General features: G+C 35.8%; 23 protein-coding genes and 1 pseudogene. 4 read left to right on the top strand and 20 right to left on the bottom strand.

Going from position 1 to position 22,708, the window contains the following annotated elements; all coding sequences use genetic code 11:
• Positions 1-81: 81 nt before the first annotated feature.
• The 7 genes from LJC66_RS11855 to LJC66_RS11825 form a co-directional block, all read right to left on the bottom strand.
• The gene (locus LJC66_RS11855; RefSeq protein WP_195693954.1) at positions 82-801 is read right to left on the bottom strand and encodes a pentapeptide repeat-containing protein; all 720 of its coding nucleotides are present in this window, start codon (positions 799-801) and stop codon (positions 82-84) included.
• 18 nt (positions 802-819) lie between these two features.
• A complete protein-coding gene (locus tag LJC66_RS11850) occupies positions 820-1,149 on the bottom strand; it encodes a PadR family transcriptional regulator (RefSeq protein WP_013057038.1) in 330 nt (109 codons plus the stop codon).
• A gap of 157 nt (positions 1,150-1,306) precedes the next feature.
• Positions 1,307-1,885: a GNAT family N-acetyltransferase gene (locus tag LJC66_RS11845; protein ID WP_230932614.1), complete on the bottom strand. Its 579-nt coding sequence runs from the start codon at positions 1,883-1,885 to the stop codon at positions 1,307-1,309.
• A gap of 181 nt (positions 1,886-2,066) precedes the next feature.
• Positions 2,067-2,540, bottom strand: coding sequence for a hypothetical protein (locus tag LJC66_RS11840; RefSeq protein WP_013083145.1), 474 nt, complete (start codon positions 2,538-2,540; stop codon positions 2,067-2,069).
• Positions 2,541-2,773: 233 nt separating this feature from the next.
• Positions 2,774-4,234, bottom strand: a complete 1,461-nt coding sequence (locus tag LJC66_RS11835) for an aminoacyl-histidine dipeptidase (RefSeq protein ID WP_230932613.1) — start codon at positions 4,232-4,234, stop codon at positions 2,774-2,776.
• 155 nt (positions 4,235-4,389) lie between these two features.
• Positions 4,390-5,166: a 3-hydroxybutyrate dehydrogenase gene (locus LJC66_RS11830; protein WP_230932612.1), complete on the bottom strand. Its 777-nt coding sequence runs from the start codon at positions 5,164-5,166 to the stop codon at positions 4,390-4,392.
• 19 nt (positions 5,167-5,185) lie between these two features.
• Positions 5,186-6,466 carry a GntP family permease gene (locus LJC66_RS11825; RefSeq protein ID WP_025751936.1) on the bottom strand — a complete coding sequence of 427 codons (1,281 nt, stop codon included), beginning with the start codon at positions 6,464-6,466 and terminating at the stop codon, positions 5,186-5,188.
• Positions 6,467-6,802: 336 nt separating this feature from the next.
• Between LJC66_RS11825 and LJC66_RS11820 the strand changes: the two genes are divergently transcribed.
• Entirely contained in the window at positions 6,803-7,402 is a 600-nt protein-coding gene (locus LJC66_RS11820; protein ID WP_195693960.1) for a DedA family protein, read from the top strand.
• 35 nt (positions 7,403-7,437) lie between these two features.
• On the opposite strand, the gene LJC66_RS11815 is transcribed toward LJC66_RS11820, so the two are convergent.
• The 3 genes from LJC66_RS11815 to LJC66_RS11805 all read right to left on the bottom strand — a co-directional run bounded on the left by LJC66_RS11815 (position 7,438) and on the right by LJC66_RS11805 (position 11,254).
• Positions 7,438-8,745 carry a CitMHS family transporter gene (locus LJC66_RS11815; protein ID WP_050688845.1) on the bottom strand — a complete coding sequence of 436 codons (1,308 nt, stop codon included), beginning with the start codon at positions 8,743-8,745 and terminating at the stop codon, positions 7,438-7,440.
• Positions 8,746-8,942: 197 nt separating this feature from the next.
• Positions 8,943-9,650, bottom strand: a complete 708-nt coding sequence (locus tag LJC66_RS11810) for a response regulator (protein WP_195693962.1) — start codon at positions 9,648-9,650, stop codon at positions 8,943-8,945.
• On the bottom strand, positions 9,647-11,254 hold the full coding sequence (locus tag LJC66_RS11805) for an ATP-binding protein (RefSeq protein WP_195693965.1): 1,608 nt from the start codon (positions 11,252-11,254) through the stop codon (positions 9,647-9,649). The genes LJC66_RS11810 and LJC66_RS11805 overlap by 4 nt, the downstream gene beginning before the upstream one ends.
• Positions 11,255-11,459: 205 nt before the next feature.
• On the opposite strand from LJC66_RS11805, the gene LJC66_RS11800 reads away from it, so the two are divergent.
• The 3 genes from LJC66_RS11800 (at position 11,460) to LJC66_RS11790 (ending at position 13,517) form a co-directional block, all read left to right on the top strand.
• Positions 11,460-12,230, top strand: coding sequence for an SDR family NAD(P)-dependent oxidoreductase (locus LJC66_RS11800; protein ID WP_230932611.1), 771 nt, complete (start codon positions 11,460-11,462; stop codon positions 12,228-12,230).
• Between the two features lie 171 nt (positions 12,231-12,401).
• Positions 12,402-12,542 carry a small, acid-soluble spore protein L gene (gene sspL, locus LJC66_RS11795; RefSeq protein WP_013057030.1) on the top strand — a complete coding sequence of 47 codons (141 nt, stop codon included), beginning with the start codon at positions 12,402-12,404 and terminating at the stop codon, positions 12,540-12,542.
• Between the two features lie 303 nt (positions 12,543-12,845).
• The gene (locus LJC66_RS11790; RefSeq protein ID WP_013057029.1) at positions 12,846-13,517 is read left to right on the top strand and encodes an NAD(P)H-dependent oxidoreductase; all 672 of its coding nucleotides are present in this window, start codon (positions 12,846-12,848) and stop codon (positions 13,515-13,517) included.
• A 29-nt stretch (positions 13,518-13,546) separates the two neighbouring features.
• On the opposite strand, the gene LJC66_RS11785 is transcribed toward LJC66_RS11790, so the two are convergent.
• The 10 genes and pseudogenes from LJC66_RS11785 to LJC66_RS11740 form a co-directional block, all read right to left on the bottom strand.
• Complete coding sequence (locus tag LJC66_RS11785; RefSeq protein ID WP_195693969.1) at positions 13,547-13,834, bottom strand: 3-isopropylmalate dehydratase; 288 nt, start codon at positions 13,832-13,834, stop codon at positions 13,547-13,549.
• 119 nt (positions 13,835-13,953) lie between these two features.
• Positions 13,954-14,172, bottom strand: a complete 219-nt coding sequence (locus tag LJC66_RS11780; RefSeq protein WP_230932610.1) for a spore germination protein — start codon at positions 14,170-14,172, stop codon at positions 13,954-13,956.
• Between the two features lie 163 nt (positions 14,173-14,335).
• Entirely contained in the window at positions 14,336-15,004 is a 669-nt protein-coding gene (gene fsa, locus LJC66_RS11775; RefSeq protein ID WP_013057026.1) for a fructose-6-phosphate aldolase, read from the bottom strand.
• Between the two features lie 276 nt (positions 15,005-15,280).
• Complete coding sequence (locus tag LJC66_RS11770; protein ID WP_230932609.1) at positions 15,281-16,021, bottom strand: metallophosphoesterase family protein; 741 nt, start codon at positions 16,019-16,021, stop codon at positions 15,281-15,283.
• 307 nt (positions 16,022-16,328) lie between these two features.
• Positions 16,329-17,927: pseudogene (locus tag LJC66_RS11765) on the bottom strand (M4 family metallopeptidase); the annotation flags it as partial.
• 605 nt (positions 17,928-18,532) lie between these two features.
• Entirely contained in the window at positions 18,533-18,664 is a 132-nt protein-coding gene (locus LJC66_RS11760) for a YjcZ family sporulation protein (RefSeq protein ID WP_016764087.1), read from the bottom strand.
• A 260-nt stretch (positions 18,665-18,924) separates the two neighbouring features.
• Positions 18,925-19,137: a hypothetical protein gene (locus LJC66_RS11755; RefSeq protein ID WP_013083131.1), complete on the bottom strand. Its 213-nt coding sequence runs from the start codon at positions 19,135-19,137 to the stop codon at positions 18,925-18,927.
• A gap of 89 nt (positions 19,138-19,226) precedes the next feature.
• Positions 19,227-21,314, bottom strand: a complete 2,088-nt coding sequence (locus tag LJC66_RS11750; RefSeq protein WP_230932607.1) for a PAS domain S-box protein — start codon at positions 21,312-21,314, stop codon at positions 19,227-19,229.
• A 135-nt stretch (positions 21,315-21,449) separates the two neighbouring features.
• The gene (locus LJC66_RS11745; RefSeq protein WP_013083129.1) at positions 21,450-21,716 is read right to left on the bottom strand and encodes a hypothetical protein; all 267 of its coding nucleotides are present in this window, start codon (positions 21,714-21,716) and stop codon (positions 21,450-21,452) included.
• A gap of 61 nt (positions 21,717-21,777) precedes the next feature.
• Positions 21,778-22,674: a GH25 family lysozyme gene (locus tag LJC66_RS11740; protein ID WP_230932606.1), complete on the bottom strand. Its 897-nt coding sequence runs from the start codon at positions 22,672-22,674 to the stop codon at positions 21,778-21,780.
• Positions 22,675-22,708 lie beyond the last annotated feature (34 nt).

Here is a 22,708-nt window from a genome sequence, read left to right as displayed (position 1 = left end):
CTAATAAACTATCCTGCTCGCTCTTAAAAAGAATTGTTATATGTCCATAAAAAAAGACCTTCAGAGAGGTCTTTTTTATCTTTAAATAATCGTAACTTTACTAAGATCTATCTTGGCACTTTTTAAAAAGTTATATGTCAATTTATCCATTTTTGCACCTTCAAAATCGGATTTTTTTAAATCTGATCCTCGAAACTGTACATTTAGCAAAGTGGCGTTGCGAAATGAGGCTTTTTTTAATGATGTTCCTTCAAAGATTGTTCCCTTAAATGTTTCCTCGTCAAATACAATGTCTGTTAAATTACATTGCTTAAAGTACGTGTTGTCATAGATACAGCCTTCAAAACTGGCCTGTTTAAAATTTGCCCATTTAAATTGTACGCCTGTCAAATTAACGTGATGAAATATTGCTTTTGTTAAATTGCTGCTTTTAAACATGCTGTCTGTAAGATCTGCATAGCTAAAATCAGACTCATTCAAATTACTGGCATTAAATTTTCCTTTATACACCGATACAGAACGAAAATCAGATTTTGTAAGCTCGGTCTTTGAAAAATCCATAGGGACGGTTTGCTTTAATTCCTTGGTTTCTACATTCATTGATTGAATCAGTTCTGTGATATCACCGATAGAATTGATTGTCATATAATAAGCCTGTTCTTCACTATGCCCGTCTTTTTTGTAATCTGTAAATTTTTCCTGCAAGTTCTGTGATAGTTCTTCTTCTAGATCTTGAACATTTTCTACATCCTGATAAGGAGACAAAATGTTATGCACATGATTTTTTATTTTTTCGTTCATTTATAACATCATCCTTTCTTACAACAATAAATCAATAATTTTTTTCGCTTGCTCCCAATTTTCTTTGTTTTGTTTATATACGCTTTTTCCTTGTTCTGTAATTTTATAATACTTTCTGCGGCCGCCTTGTACAGCATCTCCCCAGTAAGAAAGAATATGGCCGTCTTTTTCCAGGCGCTTCAAACTTGAATACATTGTGGCTTCTTTTAATTCATACTGCTCTTTAGAGTAGGTATAAATAAGCTTACTGATTTCATAACCATACTTATCGCCGCTGAGAAGTAATTTCAAAATCATTGTATCTGTATGTCCCCGAAGTAAATCTGAAGACATTTTTGCATATACCAAAGTATCACCTCTTTATGTATAATTTAAATCATATTACTATGACAGTCAAGGTATTGTATTCAATAAAATACACTAATATATAATTACATATATGTAAACAGCTTAACCAATAGAAAATAGCCGGTAGAAACGTACCGGCTATTTTCTAGGAGACACCTTATTCTTCGTTATAACTGAGCTTAAATACTATGGGCGTACTTTCTGCTGATATTTTCCAAACCATGTGATGATACCCCTTGCTCCAGTAATCTTTCACTAAATAATCAGGGATTCCAAATATGTTTTTCCATACTTCCTGAGCACTTTTGTATCCGCTGTCCAAACAAATTTTTTTAATTTCTCTGCTTTGAAGCGTAAGCAGCATAGTATGTAAAAGCAGTGTGCCTACACCTTTTCTTTGGTACTTTGGATGAACAAAAACTGTGCCGATTTCAATCCATCCTTGCAGCTCTCCCTTTGTACACGATGTAATTAATTCACTAGCAGGACCATATTCAATACAGCCAATAATCTTATTGGTGCACGTATCTATTCCGAGCCAAAAGAATCGATGTTTTCCACCGCTATCAAGGTCACTTTTTAAATATTGTTCTTTACTTTCAATTTCTATTTTTATATCGTTCACCATGTCTGATAGCCCCTCTTTATGAAAGGTATCTGTGATTACTTCATTAAAAAGCTCATGAAGTTCTGCGCGGTCTTCTATTTTTGGTCTTCTTATTTCAATATGATGCAATGTTTATTCCTCCTTGTTATTTCACGGCAGAATATGAAGCTTTACCATTATTATTTATTATTTATCAATCTATGTTGATACTCCTTTTCTCTTTCTACTGTTTTTCCAATAAAAAAGCACGAGAAACTTTGAGTTCTCGTACTTTTTAATAATATGAATTCTGCTTTTCTATTGGGAACGGTTAATACTGATTCACAAAGCTCTGGATTTTACATACGAATTCAGAAAGATTCTCCTTTATCTCTTTGTCCTCTGTTTTCTCTACTTGCTCCTGTATGGCATCAATCATTAAACGTGCTCTTTTAGGATCTATAGAGGCCGGTTGGCTGCTGTTGTTTGATAGACTTTTCAAAATTTGATTAGTCATTTTGTTTTTATCGTGAATATAAAATAATATTTGAGGAACTTGATTAATTAACAAATTTACGTATCTGCGAAACTCCTCTATCTCATATAATTCTCTTGAATTACCTTTAAAGCCATCAACGGAAAGCATAAGACTCTGGTAGCCTTTATCACTGCGTTGATTAAGTGCTTTAATCACTTTCAAAAACCGATCGAACTTTAGATAGCGTATTTCGTCTTTCCTTAATTCTAAAAATTCAATTTCTCCTTTTTCCAAAAAGGGATCTTTGATAAGACTATTATCATTCATATACATTCTCTCCCTACTAATTTATTAGTTGCAGAGCTTGTTTTGAATTCATTTGTCTATCGTTTTAGTAATTGTTTACCTCTTTCAGGCTCGTTTTAAAACCTTTATTTGTAAAACGCTTACATAAATGTTCTCAATTGCCTGACGTGTTGACGGAATTCTGCTTATTATCGAATAAAAAAGAGCTCCTTTACAGAAGCTCTTTTTTAAAAATTATAGAGATGCTGATAACTTTATATCTTATTTGCTTCTTTTAATACCTCTAATAAGTATTCCCATGTCTTAATAGTAGACGGAATGCTCAGGTGTTCATCAGGTGTATGAACGTCGTACATATCGGGACCGAGCGAAATGGCGTCTAATCCAGAGATTTTTTCCAGGAAAATACCGCATTCAATTCCAGCGTGGATGGCGATGATCTCCGCCTCTTCCCCATACTTTTCTTTGTAAACCTTTTTACATAATTCACGAATTTTCGAATCTGCATTGTACGCCCATTCAGGGTAATTACCTTTTGTTTCAACTCTTCCTCCGACTACTTGAGCAAGTATATGCACTTGACTTACTATTTTTTCTTTTAAGCTTTTTACTGAGCTGCGGATTTCATTTTGAAAAACAATCTCAGACTCTGTCGTCGTAATCACACCTAAGTTGGTAGAAGATTCTACTAATCCTTCGATATTCATACTCATGCTTTGAACGCCGTTTGGTGTTAGCATAATAGCTTGTACAATTCGTTCTGTCGTTTCTTTTGTAAAACATTTCTCAACGGAAGAAGATTTGTTTATTTTTACATATACGTTCGGATCAGCCGCTTGTAATTCATTTTTTACTATTTCGTTCCATTCACGAATCTTATTTTCTAGCTTTCCTACCTCAGAAGGCTCAACTGATAGAATTGCTTCTGATTCACGGGGAATCGCATTTGATTTTAATCCTCCGCTAATGCTGCTTAAAGAATAGGGAAGTTCATGTTGTAAATCATATAAAACTCTCCCTAGCAGTTTATTCGCATTTCCTCTTTCTTTATCAATTTCCATTCCAGAATGTCCGCCGCGCAGTCCACCGATGCTTAAGCTATATGTTTCTGAGTTATCGGAAGACGATTCCCAGTCTACGGGAATAAGAAGCACGCTTTTTACCCCGCCTGCGCTGCTGACAAGCAGCTTTCCGTCTTCTTCCGTATCAAGGTTAATAAAAATTTTCCCTTCAAAATGAGCTGGATTTACAGCGATGGCTCCACCCATCGTTGTTTCTTCCTCAGTAGTAATGACTACTTCAAGAGAGGGGTGAGCTATATCATGAGCATCTAGTAAAGCCAGTGCATATGCAACGGCAATCCCGTTGTCAGCTCCTAGCGTAGTACCATTTGCATAAAGCATATCTTCCACAATTCGCAGTTGAAGCGGATCTTTTTCAAAATCATGCACAGTCCCTTTATTTAACTCGCATACCATGTCCATATGTCCTTGCAAAATGATGGCTGGAGCATGTTCATATCCTTTAGCTGCCGGCTTTTTAATAATTACATTTAAAGCCTCGTCTTGTATAACTTCAAGGCTTCTTTCTTTTGCAAAAGAAACTAAATAGTCACTAATTTTCTTTTCATTTCCAGATTCTCTAGGAATAGCTGAAATTTCGTTAAAAAAATAAAAAACCGGATGTTTAATTAATTCATTTACTGTTTGCACCATATGTATCATCCTTTCTGAACTGTAGGCTTTTTTATCATACTATTTATGCCTAGTTATATTTTAACGTTGATTAGCTCGATAGAATAGATATAACATAAAAAAGCATAAAGGAGCTCATTAGACTCCTTTATGCTTTTAATGACTTATTCTATTTTTTATTGAGCTGTATATCCGCCGTCCATTACTACCGCTTGACCAGTTACACCTTTTGCTTTATCACTCGCTAAGAAAATAGCGTAGTCAGCAATTTCGCTCACGTCTAGTAATCTTTTTTGAGGGACTAAAGGATAAATAACTTCTTCAAGCACTCTCTCTAATGGTACATTTCTTGTTTTAGCTAAACCATCTAACTGACCTCTCACTAGTGGTGTATCCACATAGCCAGGACAAAGTGCATTCACCGTAATACCGTGTGCTGCCCCTTCAAGAGCAGCTACTTTTGTTAGCCCTATTACACCGTGTTTAGCACTGTTATAAGCTGCTTTGCCCGCAAAACCGATTAAACCGTTGATAGAAGAAACGTTAATAATACGTCCGAACCCTTGCTTTTTCATAATCGGAAACGCGTGCTTAATCGCCATAAATGGAGCTGTTAGCATAATTTTAATCATTAACTCATATTTTTCAGTTGGAAACTCTTCGATTGGAGAAACATGCTGCAAGCCAGCGTTATTAATGAACGTATGAACCGCTCCAAAATGTGCGTTTGCTGTTTCAATTAAATGTTTGATTTCTTCTTCTTTTGTTACATCGGCTTTGACACCAAGCGCTTCAAATCCAGCTTCACGAAGATTTTGTGCTGCAGCTTCTACAGCAGCTTGATCAATGTCAGATAACACAATTTTCCCGCCGTTTTCTGCAAATCGTTTACCTATTTCAAACCCAATTCCTCTTGCTGCTCCTGTGATTACAATTACTTGATTTTCAACCATGTGTATCCTCCTCCTGATTTTAAATAATACCGGCTGCCGCTAATGCGACTCCTGCAAATAAAGCGATTGTCGGGATGATAAATGCAACAACAAATACGTCTTTATACGTTTCTTTATGCCGAAGACCAGTTACCGCTAATAGCGTTAACAACGCACCGTTATGCGGTAAAATAGATGCACCTGACGCAACACTTGCAATACGGTGAAGAGCATCGGCACTTAAATTCGTTGTTTGAGACAAGTGATACCACGTATCTCCTAATGCTTGAAGCGCAATACCCATACCGCCGGATGCTGAGCCCGTGATCATCGCTAGCACTTGAACGCTTAACGCTTCTGAAACGAGCGGATTACTCGAAATGTTTAGCAACACATGCGTGACATCTTTAAACTCTGGAACTGCTGTAATAACCGAGCCAAAACCTACTGCTGCACTCGTGTTAATAACAGCCATCACGGATCCTTTTGCTCCTTCATTTATAGAAGAAATAAACGTCTTGTAGTGTTTAAAATTAATAAGTAAAATAGAAAAAATACCAATTAATAACGAAACGATAGGCTCCCATTTTAAAACGTTTAATGTCACGACAACGACAATCAGCGGTAAAATAGCTAATATCACATTCATCGAGTCCTGTTCTTCACTCGCTGCGACTGATGATTCATTAGGCTCGGTAAACCCTTGATTTTTAGCTTTTAATTTTTTATCGCGATAAGCTAACCATAAATATCCTCCCACCGCCATAATAAGACCTGAGACAATTCCAATAATCGAACCGGACATTGCATTGGTTTTAAATGTAGCAGTCGGAATCAGATTTTGAATTTGAGGCGTACCTGGAATCGCTGTCATTGTAAACGTAAATGCTCCGAGTGCAATTGTTGCTGGCAGTAAATTTCGCGATACGTTGGCTTCTCGAAATAGCGCGATTGCTAAAGGATAAATCGCAAAGACAACAACGAATAGACTCACTCCGCCGTATGTCAAAATGGCTGAAGCAATCAGCACTCCTAAAATGGCTCTTTTACTTCCAAACAATTTAGCAATACGCTGCGCCAACGACTTAGCTGCGCCTGTATCTTCCATTAGCTTTCCGAAGACGGCTCCTAATAAAAAGATGGGGAACCATTTTGCAGCGAAATCTACAAACCCTCCCATATACACATCTGTATAAGTAGGCAGCACTTTTAAACCACTAAAGTAAGCAACGAATGTAGCTACAACAGGTGCCACCCAGATAATAGACCATCCTAGATAAGCAAAAAACATCAATAATAACAATCCTACAATAATAACCACAGGGTAACCTCCTTTCCTTTTAAAATCTATACATAATGGATTATTTCACAACACAACAAGTTTACACCTGTTGTTTTTATAAGTAAAATGAATAAAAGGAATCAAAACTATGAATAAAAGTCGTAGTTTATTTTAAAATTCACCCTCCATTATTTTTTTCATATAATTTTACTCTGAGTAGAAGCTATAAAATACCCTTCCTTCCTTTTTCCTTGTACAAGCTAATTTTTTTCTGTCACATCCCGCTTTCTTCCTTTATTTTCTTTTCTTTTATAAGTTTTTCCTAACATATAGATGGGTATTTGAATGTTATGACACAGAAAAAGAGGCGATCTTATGCTACACTTCATAACAGACTTACTGAAACAATTTGGAATTTGGGGACTTTTAAGCGGACTGGCCCTTGAGGCTTCCTCCCTGCCGTTTCCTGGTTCTCTTCTCACCCTTACCTACGGATACTTATTAAACATGCATATAGTGCAATTACTATTAATCGCTCTTGCAGGCAGCGCCGTTTATACAGCTTTTAGTTTTATACCGTATGGGATAGGCTATAAATTAGAGGATAAGGTAAAGAAAAAATTATCAAAAAAGAAAAAAGCATTTGAGAAATCACAAAAATGGTTTAAAAAATGCGGATTATGGAGTATTGCGATTGCTCGTCCTTTAGGGCTCGGCAACTACATTTCCTACCTTTCAGGGCTATCTAAAGTGAAACCTATGCCGTTTGCTCTGCTCACATTTCTTGGTATCTTTCCTTTGAATATTGCCATGCTTTGGTTAGGACAAATCGGAAACTTTAAGTCCATTCAATCTTTTATCTCAGATGCACAAACCTATATTTTAATTGCAGCGGTAGTGGCTGTATGCGGATTTTTAATTTATAAGTTCTATTTTAAAAAAAGCAGCTGCAGCGAACAGTCTAGTTCAACGTAAGAGTATAAAAAAAGACCCTTTGGGGTCTTTTTTTATCAAATAGAAATAACGCCTAAAATTAATGCAGCTATTGTCATCACTGCCGTAGTTCCTAGCGCCCACTTAATTAAAAAGCGTTGTAAATCACTAAATTCAATTCCTACCATTCCAATTAATAAGTGAGCTGCTGCTACCAAGGGACTTATCACGTGAACGGGTTGTCCTAAGATAGCAGCTCTTCCAATTTCAGCTGCGCTAATGCCATAACTTTCGGCAGCTTGAGCAATAATCGGCAATACGCCAAAATAAAAGGCATTATTAGACATAAAAAATGTAAATGGTGCACTTAAAAATGCTACTACAACTGGCAAAAAAGGACCCATTGCATCTGGGATTATTCCTACAAGTGTATTTGCCATAGCATCAATCATCTTTGTTCCAGACATAATTCCTGTAAAAATACCTGCTGCAATAACAATTGAAACGACGGCTACCGCATTATTTGCATGAGATGAAATTCGCTGCTGTTGATCTTTGATGTTTGGATAATTTATTAATAATGCAATAGCAAACGCTACCATGAACAAAAGCATCAGCGACATAAAGTCCATAATTAAGCAAACCATAAGACTAACGGTAAGGAGAAAATTAAACCATACTAATTTAGGACGTCGATAGTCTGAATGTTGCGCTGTTCCCTCTAATTCATGTGCGTGTGCAATTTCATTTGCAGAATGTTTAATATTGATAACTCCTAACCTTTTTCTTTCCCTTCTTCCAAAGACAACAGAAACAAACAGCACCCATAGAAGTCCAAAACCCATTACAGGTATCAAAGGCAAAAACAACTGAGACGAATCTAAATTCAATGAACTCATAGCCATAGCAGAAGCACCTCCCCACGGAGTCATATTCATAACTCCCATAGATAGCATCGCAACTCCTGCTAGGATAAGCGGATTCATTTCTAGGCGTTTATATAATGGAAGCAAAGAAGAGACCGTTATCATATAGGTAGTAGTTCCATCACCATCTAAAGCAACCATCATTGAAAGCACAGCAGTTCCGACCACGATTTTTAGAGGATCTCCTTTTACAACCTTTAAAATGAAGGAAACGAGAGGGTCAAACAATCCTGAATCAATCATTAATCCAAAATATAAAATAGCAAATAAAATCATAATAGCTGTAGGAGCAATATCTTTTACACCCTCTAGCATCATAGGTCCCATTCCGCTAGCAAACCCACCTACTAAACCAAATATAATTGGAATAATGATAAGAGCAACCATTGGGGTAAGTCGCTTTGACATAATTAAATACATGAATACTGCAACCATTAAAAATCCTAATAAAGAAAGCACGGATATTTTTCCTCCTTTTTGATAACGTTTTCATTATTGCTTGCTACACGTTACTAAAAAGGTATCACTTGTTGAAGCAGGTTCATAGATAACCAACATAAGTTTAATATCTTTTATAAAAGTAATTTTTTTCATTTTTTTCATGCATCATTTCTACATAAAAACGAGATAGCGGTTTTTTACCCGCTATCTCGTTTTTATGTAAGATTAGTTACTCGATATTTCCGTTCAGGCCTCCCTACACTTCCATATACTATTTCCACCTGCATTTCCTTGCACGATACTAAATACTCTAAATACCTTCTCATTGTTGAATAACTGATACCCACTAATTGAGCAAACTCATCTACATTCAAGCTTTCCTGAACTTTGCAAACTTTATCTCTGACTAAACGAAGAGTATGTTTATCAATGCCTTTAGGAAATTCTGTTACTGCAGCCGCTGATTGATTGCGTCGATTATGATGTGTTCTAAATAAATGGTCTATTTTGTCTTGATTAACCATTTTATTTTCAGTTAATTCTATTCTCGTAGACTGATAATGTTTTAAAGTAGATAAAAATTTATCAATAATTACAGGTTTCACCAAATAACCAAATGCTCCGCCTCTTATTGCTTCTCCTACTGTTTCAACATCGTTGGCCGCCGTTATTAAAATAATGTCGATCCCTCGATAATTCTTTCTAATTTCCCATAGCAGTTCCACTCCGTTGATATCCGGTAAAAAGACATCTAATAAAATTAATTGCGGCGTAAATATTGTTAGTAATTCTAAAGCCTGTTCTCCAGATCCTGCTGTCGCAACAATAGTGAAATGTTCTAATTTTTTAGTAAACTGCTCATAAATTTGTGCAGCTGTAGAATCATCTTCTATAATCATGACGTTAATTTGATTTTCAGTCATATCGATTCTTCCTTTTCGTTATTTAATAGCTTTGGGATAACTAATGTGAACCTTGCCCCTTGTAACATGCTTTTGCTTATGTATAGTTCGCCTTTAAGCAGCTCTACAGATCTTTTAACAATGGTCAATCCAATCCCGTGATTTTCACCTTTTTTCGTTGTATAACCATCTATAAAAATCATATTTTCTACTTCTTTTGATATCCCTTGTCCATCGTCTTCAACTTCAAAAATCAGGTCGTTTCCTACATCTGTAAAAGATACCAATACGTGACCTTTATGTTCTCGCACAGCCTCGAGCGCATTATCAATTAAATTCCCCAAGATGGAAACAACGTTTTTTGCATCTTCGATATCTAAAGTACTTGTTAAGTTACTATCTTGATCAATCTCTAAAGTGACGTCCAATTCTTTCGAGCGATTGATTTTCCCAAGTAAGCAGGCAGCAATCAAAGGATCCTTCACAGAAGACATTAAAAAAGAAATAATATCTTGGCGTTCCTTTACCTCTGATGAAATCATTTGCATGACATGCTCATATTTCTTTAACCTTAATAACCCGTAAATTACGTTCAGCTTATTTAAAAATTCGTGATTTTGAGCACGTAAATTATCAGAGAACATTTTAATTTTAGAAATCTCTTCAGTCAGTTCTTCAATTTGTGATAAAGTTCTTATGGTAAGAACGATACCTTGCACTTCTTTTTTTCTTACAATAGGAGATAAATCTAAAATATACTGCTGACCATCTAGTACAAGGGACTGGTTAGAATACACCCGCTGCTTTTCGATCGCTTGATCAATTAGCTGTCCTAGACGGGCGTTCTTTATCTCTCCTCCTATTTGAAGATGACCAAATAGCTCTCTAGCCCTTCTGTTCATTGACGTTACATATTTTTCAACATTTACAGTAACAGTAGCATCTCGAATAGATTCAAGGGTAGCCTCCTTTTCTTTAAAAAGAAAGGAAATCTCCTCCGGTTCTAGTCCAAATATTAGTCTTTTTACCCGCCTTGCAATGAAGAAAGCTCCAAATGCTCCAATAAGAAAAGGAATACAAGACAATTTAATAATTTTTATTCTATAGTCATTAATCTGTTTTTCTATATTGCTTACAAGAAACCCTACCGAAGAAACACCTATTACGTTTCCTTGGTTATCCCATATAGGGGTTTTGGCTTTAATTGCAAATCCTGAAATTCCTTTTCCTTTATAAATAATGGATTGATGCTTCTTTAAAGAAGCTTCATTGCTTGTTTGAGTATGTTTTCCAATGTAGCTACTATTGGGATGAGAATAGCGTATTCCTTTATCATTAGCGATGGTAACGTAATCTGCCCCTGTGGTTTTTCTTATTTTTTCAGCAACAGGTTGGATGTCCTTAGGAGGATTTTTCTTCTTAAAAGCTTTTACAATAATTTTATCTTCAGAAGCTAATTTTGCTACTGTCATAGCTTGATTGCCTACATATTTTTCGACAATTTCATCTACCATTGCAGAAAATAAAATGCATACAAGGACGGTACTAACAAGAATAACTACCGTGATGAGTAATGTAATTTGGGCAAGTAAGCTAGGTCTTCTATTCACGTAAAGAGAACGCATACATTCCTCCTTTTAAGGAATTAATAATGAAATAAAATACCGCCTTTTGTTTTAAGTTTAGCATAAAAAAAGAAAGTTTAGCACCAAACTTCAAATGTTTATAATTAGACTTATAAAGGGAAAAATAAATCGAATAAACGCTTGACTTAAAGTATACTTTAACAATTATAATCAATTCGAAAACATCGAAAATGGAGGAATCAACATGAAATATACAGTAATCACTGGCGCAAGTTCAGGAATTGGATATGAAACAGCTTTAGCTTTCGCAGCACGCGGAACAAATCTTATATTGGCTGCACGTAGAGAGGACAAGCTAGAAGAGTTAAAAGAAAAGATTGAAGAACTGAATCAAGGTGTAAAGGTTATTGTCCAGTCGGTTGATTTATCCGTGGCAGAAAATGCGCATACGTTTTATGAGTCACTCAAAAAGTATGAATTAGAAACTTGGATTAACAATGCTGGATTCGGAAACTTTGCTTCTGTCGGTGAACAAAAATTAACTAAAATTGAAACAATGCTTCATTTAAATATCGAAGTCTTAACCATTCTTTCTTCTCTATTTGTAAGAGATTATGAAAACGTTGAAGGTACACAACTGATTAATGTCTCTTCTGGAGGCGGCTACACCATTGTTGCTGATGCAGTCACTTATTGCGCAACAAAATTCTACGTCAGTGCATTTACAGAAGGTCTTTCTCAAGAATTAAAAGGAAGAGGAGCAAAAATGCAGGCTAAAGTTCTAGCTCCGGCGGCTACTGAAACAGAATTTGCACAGCGTTCGATGGATATGAGTGATTTTGAATACGAAGGACGAGTACCTAAGTTTCATACGTCAAAAGAAATGGCTGCTTTTATGCTGGACCTTTATGATAGCAATAAAACGGTAGGACTTGTAGATGGAGTGACTTACGAATTTCACTTAAAAGATCCTATCTATCCATATGCAGACAGAGCAACAAGCTCAGATTCTTAAACAAAAAACACCCTTCCAAGGGTGTTTTTTTATGGCCGTTTAAATGAGTAATTATCTTGTTTATGTAATGAAGATGCTTAAAGATAATCTTTTCCTATTTATCTTTCCACGCTTTACTTCCTAATTTTTGTTTTGCTTTTTGTACATACTAACCGAACGGAGGTGACGAAAATGGGTACAAAAAAATCTGCTAACCGTGGTCAAGTGGCTCCTGGAGTTAACCCTCAAGGACACGGAAAAGATGTTGAATTTTCAACAGAACCAAAAAGTGAACTTGAAAACAAAGCGAAAAAATCAAATACAAAAATTTAATTAAAAAGGAGAAGATCACTCTTCTCCTCTCTTCCTTCTCTTAATTCCTTTTTCGAAAACGAAACTCCACAGATTGTTTACTCCTTTCTGCTTCTTATAAAACTGCATTAATAGTATAAAAAAGTATACTATACAACAAAAATGTGCGTACTTGTTAGGATGATTTATATGATTTATGATAAATTTGCAAACGGGCTTTATGACAAATTGTATGTTAACTAACTGTTAGTTGTAAGCTATACAGGGTATAGGATACTCTAAACAGTTCATCACTAAATATTTTTACAGAAAGGTTGTTTACACATGAACAATACAGATAAAAAGCAAGAAATTTTAGACGCATTTAACTTCCGTCATGCTACAAAAGAGTTTGATCCAACGAAGAAAATTTCCGATGAAGATTTCCAATTCATTTTAGAAACGGGACGCCTATCTCCAAGCTCAGTAGGTTATGAGCCGTGGAAGTTTTTAGTCGTTGAAAATAAAGATTTAAAAGAAAAATTAAAAGCTGTTTCTTGGGGAGCACAAGGCCAAATTCCTACAGCAAGTCATTTTGTTATTATTCTTTCTCGCACAGACGCAAGATATGACTCTGAATATGTATTAGATCTTCAAAAAAACGTCAAAGAAATGCCGGATGATGTATTAGAGACATTAATGCCTCGTTATAAAGATTTCCAAGAAAATGATTTTCACTTGTTCGAAAGCAAGCGAGCACTATTTGATTGGGCTAGCAAACAATCTTATATTGCACTAGCTAATATGATGACATCAGCTGCTCAAATTGGTATTGATTCTTGTCCGATTGAAGGGTTTAACTATGACCAAGTACATGAAATTCTAAAAGAAGAAGGATTACTAGAAGACGGTAAGTTTGATATTTCCGTTATGGTTGCGTTCGGCTACCGAATTCATGAGCCTAAGCGTGGAAAAACAAGAAGAAGTATGGATCAAGTTGTACAGTGGATAAAATAATAACAAAAAAAGAAGGGGTGACATTGCTGTCAGCCCTTCTTTTTTATATCTTTATATGCTGCTATAAAATCAGCAGGATCGGTGTGTATGGTATAAGCGAACATTCCTTGATTTGTATGTAAGTATAAAAAACCACTGTCTTTTGAAACGCATTTGTAAGAGATGTCAAATATGCTGTTAATGTGAAAGCAGTTATTCTCTGTTTGAATATTATCAGGATACAAGCACATGTCTTTTGAATGCTGAATCGTCACCTTTTGTGTTCGTTTTATTTTTCTTTCAACGTATGTATAAGGAATCATAGAAATAATGCTCATAGCACCGCTCAAACCCCTTCCTCATGAATGTTTTTCTTTTAAAAGCCAACACAACTTGTTAACAAAACTCTATCACTTACCAAAAAACAATTCCAGAAATACTCTTTCTGGAATTGTTTTCAAGATTGCTGCTCTTTATTTTCTTCGCCTTTGCAAAAGTCGACATTACTGTTTGTCATAGATGCAATAGCAGGAGAGCCGTTTCCAAACGAAAAACAAGCTCCTACCGATTTTGTATTTGTCGTGTGACTACTTTGTACAACACAGCCTACGCTTACGTTCGAATTGTCTTTTAACCCGTTAGTCACGATATTTTCAATGTTAATAATACAGCCCATTTTAACACCTCTTTCGTTTCTATTAACGTATGTCATCTCTGCATATATGTATAGGATGTTCGCCTATTAATGATAAGTTGTTTGCTACAAAATAGAAAAAAGAATCTCTGTATACCCTTTAAGCAGAGAAGACACTAAAATGATGTCTTCTCCTTAAGTGAATTTAACTTTTTACAGCTTTTTCCCAGTCTGATGCAAATTTTTCAATTCCTTGCTCTGTTAACGGGTGTTTTACCAATTGTTCAATTACGGCATACGGAATGGTAGCAATATGAGCCCCAGCAAGAGCTACTCGTGTGACGTGATCTGGATGTCTGACTGACGCTGCTATAATTTGTGAGTCAATGTGTTGAATTCGAAATAGCTCCGCAATTCGAGATACCAGATAAACACCGTCTTCTGAAATATCGTCTAAGCGTCCTAAAAATGGCGATACGTACGTGGCACCGGCACGAGCTGCTAGAAGCGCTTGATTCACTGTAAAAATTAACGTTACGTTTGTTTTTACGCCTTTTTTAGCTAGATAACGGGTTGCTTCCAATCCAGCAATGGTCATAGGAAGTTTAATCGTTATATTTTTGTCTCCTCCATTAATTTTTATCAGTTCTTCTGCTTGAGCAATCATGTCATCTGCTGTTACTGTGTCGGGCGTGACTTCTGCTGAAACGGATTCTACTTCCGGGACGGTTTTTAAAATTTCTTCGATGCGATCTTCAAACTTTACGCCTTCTTTCGCTACTAGCGAAGGGTTTGTGGTAACACCTGATAATACCCCAATTTTATATGCTTTTTTAATATCTTCCAGGTTAGCTGTATCAATAAAAAATTTCATCATGTATTCCTCCACTCGTTATGGTAAAAACAGCTTTTCAGGGACGTTTTTGCATGACTTTATGTTCAAATAGAATTGCCCTCTTCATATTGTCTTCATAAAATAAAATTTATTTCCTTTTAAATGCTGTATGTTTTTCTCCAAGTTTTCCCTTCCTTAAATTCACCGGAATAACTTTTATTTGCATGTATCATACTAATGGTGTTAAAAAACCCCTCATCTACTCCACTAAAAAACCTTCAGCATTTATGCTGAAGGTTGAGATACATTCTATTCTTAATTTTTTAGTCCTCTATAGCGAGCTGTTTTTAATTCTTGAACGTAGGGTTCAAAGTCCGGCATCTCTAAACCTCTCGCCAATTCGATAGCCTTTTCAATATCGTATGGAATACGTACAAATTGAATAGAAAATGCTGAAGGACTTTCGTCTTGATCCTTTCCTTCTAAAATAAGATAGGAAGCTTGTGGTAAATCAAGCGGGTTTCCTACACTTCCTACATTACATAGCGTTTTCCCTTTAATATGTTGAATAAATGCATTATGTACATCTCCGTAACAGATAACATCCGGCTCTCTTGATCCTTTTATATTTTCCGTATATTCCGTATTAGCAAATAGACTAAGGCGCTTTTCAAGTGAATCCCAGGGTTGAATTCTGTCATAAGGACTTCTAGGTGAAGCGTGAAACATTCTAATTAATTTTCCGCTCATCATAAACTCAACAGAAAAAGGAAGTTCCTTTAAGTATGCTTCTTGGGCTGAACTTAACTGCTTCTGATGCCATTTCAACGCTTCAAATTCCGCAGGCTTTGTAATGAAGTCATCCCAGTTTCCCATTACCGTTACTTCGCACTTTTCTTTTATGATATCAATCGCTTTACTTGAATCCGGTCCTTTTCCTACTAAATCACCTAGACAAATGATGCGATGGATATCTCGCTGTTGTATGTCAGCTAAAACTGCTTCTAATGCAGGAAGATTTCCGTGGATATCTGAAATAACAGCAATTTTATCCATTGATTCCTCCACTCCTTTTTCATATGTATGTATTTAATTCTTTTCTTTATTATAACATTTTATAATAAGACCGTTTACTAAAACGGGTCAGCTTCATTTAACAAATAACGGTATAATTCGAATGGATATAAAAGGGAGGAATAAGACGTGGATTTTTATAGATCAAGAAGAAATCTGTTTTCCTTATTTATTAACATAAAATAAAGGAGTACTGTAATATATTTATACGAGTACTCCTTTATTGGTAGTAAGGTAGTATAGAGAGTCGTAAGATACCTCATTTATCTTGCGACTTTTGGTTTATAACTTACTGAACACCAACTGCGTCAAATGACTTGCCTACTGAAATTACTTCTTGAGAGCCTGAACCGTATAGATCAGCAGCAGCTTGTACTAAACCTGCACGCGCTTGGCTAAATGTTGTAGACTGAGTGAAGTATAGCGTATTAGCACGGTAATAAATTTTCCCTAGCTTATCGCCGCCGATGCCTGTTACAGTAACCCCGTAATGCGTTCCTCCGTTAGCTAGTAAGTAGGCAGCTTTGTTGATAATACCGCTGTTTGTATGAACTCCGCCGTTGTCACTAGAACCTGTATAGCGCTTTGAATAATGATCCGGATCTCCATATTTTGCTGGGTTGCTCATTGAACGAAGGGCATCACCGCTTGTTCCAGGCGTGTAAATATCTTCTCCAATTTCCCAATCTGGATTTCGGTTGTCATAGTATTCTACCAATGTTCCGAAAATATCGGAAATCGCTTCGTTTAATGCACCTGATTCATATTGATAGATTAAATTAGAACTTCTTTCTGTGACCGCATGCGTCAATTCATGTCCGATAACATCTAACCCTCCTGATAGCGGAACAAAAGTAGTTCCATCTCCATCTCCATATACCATTTGAGAGCCATTCCAAAACGCATTGTTGTAGCCGCTGCTATAATGAACAGTCGATTTTAGCGGAGCTCCTGCATTGTCATAGGAGTTGCGGTTAAATTTGTTTTTATAATAATCATACGTCACACCTGCATAATAGTGAGCATCTACTGCAGCTGCATCGCGGGTTGCATTGTACGTATTATCGGTGTCTGCCCATAGCGCACCTGGAAGAGATGTACGATTTTTTGCATCGTACGTATAGATTGTCGCCCCTCTTGTATTATCTTGTAAGTAGTAAGTAGAACTAGATAACGTTGTCTTTAACGATTTAGTATCTCCAAGCACTCCTTTACCTGAGCCAATAGCATTTGTGCCTGTTACAGGTTTCGCTGCCGGCTTCGCCGCTTGCTTCACATCGGCTTTTGGGCCAGCTACGGAGTCAATTGTATTGTACTTATCTAGCACTTTACCGCTAATAGCATCAACAAAGTAATAATAGTTGCCTGGTTCAGGATTTAAGAAATTTAAATTTACTACATAAGCATACGTTGTGTCTGAACCGTTTTGATAAACATACAGTTCAGATGAAGGGGATTTTTCATACGTCGGTTTAAAGCCTAAGTCTTTTTCAGCTGCTTGAATCGCCTTTTTGCTGTCAACTTGCTTCTGGCCTTTTAGCTTTTCCTTTTTATCTAAATCAGGAGCTACTGTACCTGATACAACTTTTAAGGTTCCATCTTTCGCTACGTGTGCTAATTGAGTAGATCCCCAAACAGGAATATTATTATATACCTGCTGCAAGCGTACAACGGTTGCTTGTTCAACGGGATCTTTCACTACTTCTGTCACTTTAAATGAGTTTTGAGCATTTTCGTTTCCTAATTTATATTTGTCTTTATTTGTATTCATATAATGAAATACGACGTCTTGAGCTTTCTGTGATGATGGGGCTGAAAGCTTTCCAGAAATAAACTCAGGAGATTTAATTTCTTTGTTATACTTTTCGGTTGAAAGTACATTATTTGGCGCGGCACTGCTCGTATGTGCAAAAACAAATGATGAAGAAAGGATACCAACTGATAATAATACTTTTAAAGCCTGTTTTTTCTTTTTCATAGTTTTTTCTCCCTATCCTTAGTAAATTTAATTACCGCAATTTTTCTGTTAATTGTGATAATTAGCAACATTATAGCAACTAAAAATTACTACGTCTATATATTATTTTAATATTCCTATTATTATGAAAATTAAGAATATAGCTTTTGCAATAAGTCTTTTTTACCTATTTAAACTATATGAAAATCATTTATGTTGATTTTCAGACAAGTAAAATAATTCTTTTAGTCATCGGATAAAAACTAGCGGTCTATGGAGTGTTATTCAGTCTTATTATCAGTGTTGCGAAGCATTTTACAAAAATTACTTATAAGGAAAATTATAAATTTCAGACCTTTTTTGTGGCTTAAATTTACTCTTCCTCTTCAATTTTTTATTTTTTTAATCTATTAATTAAATTTTTTGTATGTTTTTTATGTACATGCACAACATTATTTTATTATAGTACTGTTCTTCTTATGAACATAAAAAAGCACGAATCTACTAAAACCTTTGTAAATCCGTGCTTTTTCTGTTTATTTCAAGCATGTACAACCAACGATAACTAATAAAACAAATAGTACAACGATTAATGCAAAACCGCCACCGTAACTACCGTAGCCGCCGTAGCCATAACCACCGCCGTAACCCCAGTTGTAAAATCCCATTTCACTTCACCTCCGTAGCCTGTTTACTCTATAGCATATGTACAGGCTAGAAAAAATGCTCGCCCATTTATCGCCCTTTTATGACGATAAAAAAGAGATTGAGACATAACAAAATCACTCCAATCAACCGCTAGAAGCAACCGACTAGATTAAATCCATGTTCACCATAACAATAAAAAAATCCGAACGATGAATCGTTCGGATCTTCCTTCAACTAAAATACTTTTGTCACAGCCTCTTTTAAGATAACAAATATTAACTTATTTACTTTTAGAAGCTTGTTCTTTAAAGCGAAGTATGTAATACGGAACAATACAAATAACCGCCAAAACAAGAGCCGTTAAACTGACTATGCGGGGATTATTAAGCCCAAAAGAATAGTCTCCAAAAGATGCTCCAATCGCAATAATAGCAAAAATAATATACAGAATACGAAATATGTTAATCCACTTTTTCTGTTTAATCGTAACCACTCCTTTGCTTATTTTTCTTCAACATAGAATATTATAACTTTACTAAACAACTTGTTGCAAAATTTCTTCTTCCTTTAACTGATGACCTTTTATTCTAACGGTAAACAAATTTCCACACTTGTCCCTTTGTTTACTTCACTTTCAATACTAAGAGTTCCTTTATGCTGTTGGATAATATTAAAGCAGATCATTAACCCTAACCCGATTCCGTCTTCTTTAATACTGTAAAATGGTTCACCTAAATGTTTGATGCGTTCTTTTGAAATTCCTACACCTTCATCAATAATTTGAATATGAATATGATTGTCGTTCTTTTTTCTCAGCTCAACTTTAATTTCCCCTCCGGAAGGCATTGCTTCAATCGCATTCTTAAGAACATTTATAAATACCTGTTTCATTTGATTGCTTTCACAATATACAAAAGGCATTTCTCCATATGAGTTAAGTTCAATAAAAATGTTTTTCATGGTTGCTTGAGGCTGCAGCAATAAAATCACTTGTTGAATTAACAGCTGCAAATCAATCGACTGAAATGTTACGGCCTGTGGTTTTGCCACAGACATGAATTCATCTGTAATCATTTCAATACGCTCAATTTCAGAGGATATAATGTTCAAATAGGTTAACTCTTCCTTACTCGCTTTTTCAGTTAATAGCTGCATAAACCCTTTAATGGCCGTTAAAGGATTTCTAATTTCATGAGCAATAGCTGTAGCAAGCTGCCCGACCGCTGCTAATTTCTCAGATTTCTGCAGCAGCTCTTCTGTTTTTAAGTACTCTGTTCTGTCTCTTGAAACAATAAGAAGTACTTTTTTGTTTTCTATATTGAACAACTTTCCACTATATTCTAGTTTTTTTATTTCGCCAGACTTAAATGTAAATTGTGATTGCAGCGTAAAAGAAAGATTTCCGCTGCGAATTTCTTCGACTGTTTTTTGAACAATGTCAGAATCCCTAGGTATAATATGGTGGCAAGGCATGGATAAAAGCTCTTCTCTCGTATACCCAAAGCGCTTACATCCAGCTTCATTTACTTCAACAAAACGAGAAGGAAAATGATTCGAACCTATTTCAAGTAAATAAATTGCGTCGTTTGCATATTCAAATAACGTGCGGTACTTTAACTCACTTTCCTTAAGCTTACGATGTAACAAGTCAAGCTCTTGTTTAGCTTTTTTAGCTTCAGATATATCCACACACACTCCAGACAAACCTACCAACTCATCTTTGCCATTAAAAATCGGCGAAATAGTGATGCGAAGGTCTACTAAACTTCCATCTTTACGAGCTCTTACTACTTCTACTCGATTGATTGCCTCTTTTTCAGCAACAGTCTTTTTTATATTCTCATGCACATCCTCACTAAAAGCTCCTGCTATATCGTAATATTTTCTCCCAATGACTTCATGGGATTTCCAGCCATACACTTTTTCATAAGCTTCATTAACTCGCAAGATTCGCCCTTCTAAATCAGTTATAATAACCGCATCCATGTGATGATTAATAAAAGATTCCAGCTGTTCTTTCGTATATTCTAGTTCTTTTTTCATTATCCTGACAAAAAAAGAATCTTCTTCTTCCTTACATGAATCTGATCCAGCATAAGCAGCTTCTTCTGCTACAGCGTAAAATTTACGATAAAACTCTATCGTCGCCACGGCTACTCCCAGTCCGATAATTCCGAACACTAAATATTCTATTTCGCTATAAAACGGCGACTGAATAGGTGTATTCCAGAAGTAATTTGTCAGTAAGACATGAACGATAAAATGAATAAAGAAACAAAGAAGAGATTGTTTTAATAAAGAAAACTGCTTTCTATATCGAATAAGAGGAAGGGAAAACAAAAAGGTAAAGATTAAAATTAAGATAGTCAGTAACCAATGACTTTCTAAATAGATACTGCACGCAGCCATAGTGATACCTGCAACTGCACCGGCTCTGTAACCAAAGTATAGAACGGTTAAAATAAGAGGAAGAAAACGTAAATCATATGTAATCTGTTGATACGTAACGCTATATACCATAAGAATAGCAGAAACAATACTTGCATAAATACCACTCATCCATTTGTATTTATGGGCTAGACGCTGTAACAAAAATATTCGTATCGCAATCATAATACTGACAAAAAACGAAAAAATACATAAGTTAACAAATAGTCCGCTACTAACCACTCCTTCTATTCCTCCTTTACTTGTAAATATGCGTGAAATAATTCCCTTATATAGAGAGTGTAACATGAATAAGCGCTGCTATTTATAAAATTAATAAAAAAACTAGTCTTGCCCGAGGCAAGACTAGTTTTTTTATTATCTATGCTGATCTTGATACATAGGTCCTTCTGAAATCATATTGCTTTCAGAAACGTACGTAGGATCTGAATGCACATCTTTATTTAGGCTAGCATTTACCTGCTGTTTTTTAGATAAACTTGAAAGTTTTACTTTGGCACTTCGAACAAGTCCTTTTACTTTTCGTCGTTTCGCAGCATCGCTTAATATATAAGACGTAATGCCGACTCCTACAGTTGATAGGGTAATACCTGATATCAATGCTTTTTGTTTTCGTTTTCTCATAATAGCTCCTTCCTTGTACCTTTTTGAATCTTACAGTGACTTTTCCCTATCTGGTAATCTCTCAAACCAGATTATTCAGATTATTCACTTCTTTAACAAGACGCGGCAGTGTGTCCGCTCCTGCTATCCCATCTGAAAAAAGGCCATATCGATTCTGAAATTTTTTCACTGCAGCGATTAATTCATCTCCATAGAAACCGTCTGCTCCAAACTTCGGAAGAGAAAAACCTAGCGCAAGTAAGTTTTGCTGAATTTGTTTGACTCCTAACCCTCTATCGCCTTTGGAATAGACAAAGGGCCCTTTTGTATTATTTGTCATAGAGAGATTTGTTGTGACTTCCTTAAAAAATGAGCAGTCCATTTCATTTATATCCACATTTGTAGAAATTCCTTTTACTCTGCCAGAATCCGTATATTGAAACATTGCCCATCGCTGCCACTGACTTAGCTCACCAGGGTGCTGCATACCGCCCTGTCTGTTGGCTGCACTATATCTTGCTACCCACAAAGGATACTTACTTATTTCGTTTGTAAAAAAAGTTTTAGCGAAATGATAATTTGTATATACGATAGGCTTAATCCCTGTTGTTTTGTGAACATGCTCGAGCCAGCTTACGGCAAAGCGAGAAACAAATTCTTTGGATTTTTTCTTGTCTTCTTCTAGATCCAAACACGGCGGAAGGTCTAGTTTCATTTGTCCAAGCTGAGCAATAAAAAAAGCAGCTTCTTTCTCTGGGCTATTTGTACAGTGAGCATAATGATAAAACCCTACTCTCAAACCCGCATTTTTAGCGCCTATATAATTTTCATAAGATCTAGGGTCTACAAAAGTTCCGCCTTCTGTTAACTTTATATACACCCCTTTTACTGAGGTGTTTTTTATTTCTTTCCAATTAATGATTCCTTGATGATGAGAAACGTCGAGAATAATAGGATTATTTGAATGTCGCCTTTGCATAGTTTTCACCTCTTTTGCTAACTTCCTTATGTAT

This window comes from Priestia sp. TSO9 (assembly GCF_021029645.1).
GTDB classification, from domain to species: Bacteria; Bacillota; Bacilli; order Bacillales; family Bacillaceae_H; genus Priestia; species Priestia megaterium_E.
The sequence above is the reverse complement of the archived record's forward strand: the minus strand, read 5'-3'. Positions and strand labels throughout refer to the sequence as shown.